We start from the raw sequence: 3,325 nt of genomic DNA, 5'->3' as shown, positions 1-3,325 counted from the left end.
GGTGCCGGCCGGCGCGGCCGAGCTCAGGTCGCGGTATTGGTAGCCGTCGAACTTACGGTTCTGGGCGAAGGCGACGTGCTCGAGGTCTAGGTTCAGCCCCATGCCGATGGCGTCGGTCGCGACGAGATAGTCGACGTCGCCGGACTGGAAGATCTCCACCTGGGCGTTTCGGGTGCGGGGCGACAGCGCGCCGAGCACGACGGCGGCGCCCCCCTGCTGACGGCGGATCAGCTCGGCGATGGCATAGACCTCGTCGGCCGAGAAAGCGACGATCGCCGTGCGCCGCGGCAGCCGGGTCAGCTTCTTCGAGCCGGCATAGGCAAGGTGCGACAGGCGCGGCCGGGTCACCACCGAAACGCCCTTCAACAGGCGCTGCAGGATGCCATGCATGGTGGCCGCGCCGAGCAGCAGCGTCTCCTGGCGACCGCGCAGATGCAGGATGCGGTCGGTGAAGATATGGCCGCGCTCGAGATCGCCGGCGAGCTGCACTTCGTCGATGGCGACGAAGGCGGCGTCGGTCTCGCGCGGCATCGCCTCGACGGTGCAGACCGAATATTTCGCGCCGGCAGGGACGATCTTCTCCTCGCCGGTGATCAGCGCCACCTTGTGGGCGCCGACCTTCTCGCAGACGCGGGCATAGACCTCGCGGGCGAGCAGCCTCAGCGGCAGGCCGATGATGCCGGTCTCATGCGCGACCATGCGCTCGATTGCGAGATGGGTCTTGCCGGTGTTGGTCGGGCCGAGCACGGCCGTCACGTCGCGGCCCGAAAGGATCAGCGGGTGGGAGTGTTTCGGCTGGATGTTCATCGGCTCGGAAATAAGTGTTTCTGCCGCTTCGATTGTTCAAGCATGATCTTCCTCCGAAAACCGGTTCCCACTTTCCGGGATCATGCTTTTGGTCGGAAGCGCGGCGGTGCCGCCGCGTGTGACAGCCGACACATAGGGATTTAGGACGCCGAGCGAAAGCGGAATGTTCTTTGGGGCAGGCGGGAATCGACGGACCCGGTCAAAACCGCCTGTCGTTAACGGCTGGAACGAGTCTGGAACGAATCAGCGACGAATCGCTGACTCGTTCTGATTCAGGTTTTGTTCACGGCTATATGTGGATTTTTTGACGGTGAGCCTCACCACATGCTGAATCGGGAAACTGGCCCGATTCATGCTTTGCCTCCGCCGGGATCGAGTCGCCGTTAACCTTTGCCGGTGAACGGTCGCGGTCGATTGGAGACGTGTCGTCAAGGTTATGAATTTGTTGATTTTTCTTAATCGCTTTTAACGATTTGGGGTAACGTTTTCGGCTTCCGCGGTTAACTTTTCGACCAAAGCCAGAACGAATCGGCGACGAATCAGAGATGCAAGAAGTTTCCCGGTTTGTTCACTCCTAGATATGGTGTTATCCACAGCTTGCCCACCGAGGATTCACAGTTTGTCAGAAGGGTTATGCACAGAGAGCGGCCGGGCCGTTAACTTTTGCGTCCCGAATTGAGGCAAGGTGGAGCGAATAGAGAGTAGCGAATAGGGAATAGGGGATAGGGATCTGATAGCCGCCGCGCTGACGCCGCCGTTCTTCCCTATTCGCTTATTCGCTACTCGCTAACAGGAGCCGCCATGGCGACAAATGCTGTCAGGCGAAGTACTGGCCGCCATTGGCGGTGATGGTCGAGCCGGTGATGAAGCCGGCCTCGTTGGAAGCCAGGAAGACGACGCAGCGCGCGATCTCTTCCGGTTCGCCGAGGCGGCCGACGGGGATCTGCGGGATGATGCGCTCGTTGAGCACCTTCTCGTCGATCGCCTTGACCATCTCGGTCGCGATATAGCCGGGGCAGATCACGTTGACGGTTATGCCGGCGCGGGCGCCTTCCTGGGCAAGAGCCTTGGAGAAGCCGATGTCGCCGGCCTTCGACGCCGAATAATTGGCCTGGCCGGCCTGGCCCTTCTGGCCGTTGATCGAGGAAATGGTGATGACGCGGCCGAACTTGCGGTCGCGCATGCCGCTCCACAGCGGGTGCGTCATGTTGAAGACGCCGGAGAGGTTGGTGTCGATCACTTCCTTCCACTGCGCCGGCGTCATCTTGTGGAACATGGCGTCGCGGGTGATGCCGGCGTTGTTGACCAGAACCGAGACCGGGCCGAGATCGGCCTCGATCTGCTTGATGCCGGCGGCGCAGGCATCGTAGTCCGCGACGGACCATTTGTAGACCGGGATGCCGGTCTCGGCCTTGAATTTCTGGGCCGCCTCGTCATTGCCGGCATAGTTCGCGGCGACCGAATAGCCGGCGTTCTTCAAGGCGGCCGATATCGCAGCACCAATGCCGCGCGTTCCGCCGGTGACAATTGCTACCTTGCTCATGTGGTCCTCCCTTTAGAAATCGACTGAGCGAATAGGGAGTAGCGAATAGCGAGTAGGGGGCTGATGTCCCGCCGCGACGCTTTTTCTTCCCTATTCGCTACTCTCTATTCGCTATTGGCTGTTCAGATCGCTTCCACGCACATGGCGACGCCCATGCCGCCGCCGATGCACAGCGTGGCAAGGCCTTTCTTCGCGCCGCGGCGGCGCATCTCGTAGACCAGCGTGTTGAAGATGCGGGCGCCGGACGCGCCGATCGGATGGCCTATGGCGATGGCGCCGCCATTGACGTTGACGATCGAGGGGTCCCAGCCCATGCCCTGGTTGACGGCGCAGGCCTGCGCGGCGAAGGCCTCGTTGGCCTCGACGAGATCAAGGTCCTTGACGGACCAGCCGGCCTTCTCCAGCGCCCGCTTCGAGGCGGGAATCGGTCCGGTGCCCATGATCGCCGGATCGACGCCGGCGGTCGCCCAGGAAGCGATGCGGACCAGCGGGGTGACGCCGCGCCGGGCAGCCTCGGCCTCGGTCATCAGCAGCGCGCCGGCGGCGCCGTCATTGATTCCGGAAGCGTTCGCGGCGGTGACCGTGCCGTCCTTGTCGAAAGCGGGCCTCAGCTTGGTCATGGCGTCGAGCGTCGCGCCGTGGCGGATATATTCGTCCTGGTCGACGATGGTGTCGCCCTTCTTGCCCTTGATGGTGAAGGCGACGATCTCGTCCTTGAACCTGCCGGCCTTCTGCGCGGCCTCGGCCTTGTTCTGCGAGGCAAGCGCGAACTCGTCCTGGGTTTCGCGAGTGATCTGGAACTGGCGGGCGACGTTCTCGGCGGTGTTGCCCATGTGGTAGCCGTTGAAAGCGTCCCACAGGCCGTCCTTGATCATGGTGTCGATCATCTTGTAGTCGCCCATCTTGACGCCTGCGCGCAGATGCTCGGCATGCGGCGACAGCGACATCGATTCCTGGCCGCCGGCGATGATCACC

At 62.5% G+C, this 3,325-nt stretch carries 3 protein-coding genes; all 3 read right to left on the bottom strand.

Features of this window, described 5'->3' with window-relative positions; all coding sequences use genetic code 11:
• The coding region (locus EOA23_RS32975; RefSeq protein WP_281058782.1) for a helicase-related protein at positions 1–807 on the bottom strand (807 nt) is incomplete at its 3' end.
• 817 nt (positions 808–1,624) lie between these two features.
• Entirely contained in the window at positions 1,625–2,350 is a 726-nt protein-coding gene (gene phbB, locus EOA23_RS32970; RefSeq protein WP_127307140.1) for an acetoacetyl-CoA reductase, read from the bottom strand.
• Positions 2,351–2,472: 122 nt separating this feature from the next.
• A partial coding sequence (locus EOA23_RS32965) for an acetyl-CoA C-acyltransferase (RefSeq protein ID WP_127307139.1) occupies positions 2,473–3,325 on the bottom strand: 853 nt, incomplete at its 5' end.

It is taken from the genome of Mesorhizobium sp. M2A.F.Ca.ET.042.01.1.1 (assembly GCF_003997405.1).
GTDB lineage: Bacteria > Pseudomonadota > Alphaproteobacteria > Rhizobiales > Rhizobiaceae > Mesorhizobium.
The sequence above is the reverse complement of the archived record's forward strand: the minus strand, read 5'-3'. Positions and strand labels throughout refer to the sequence as shown.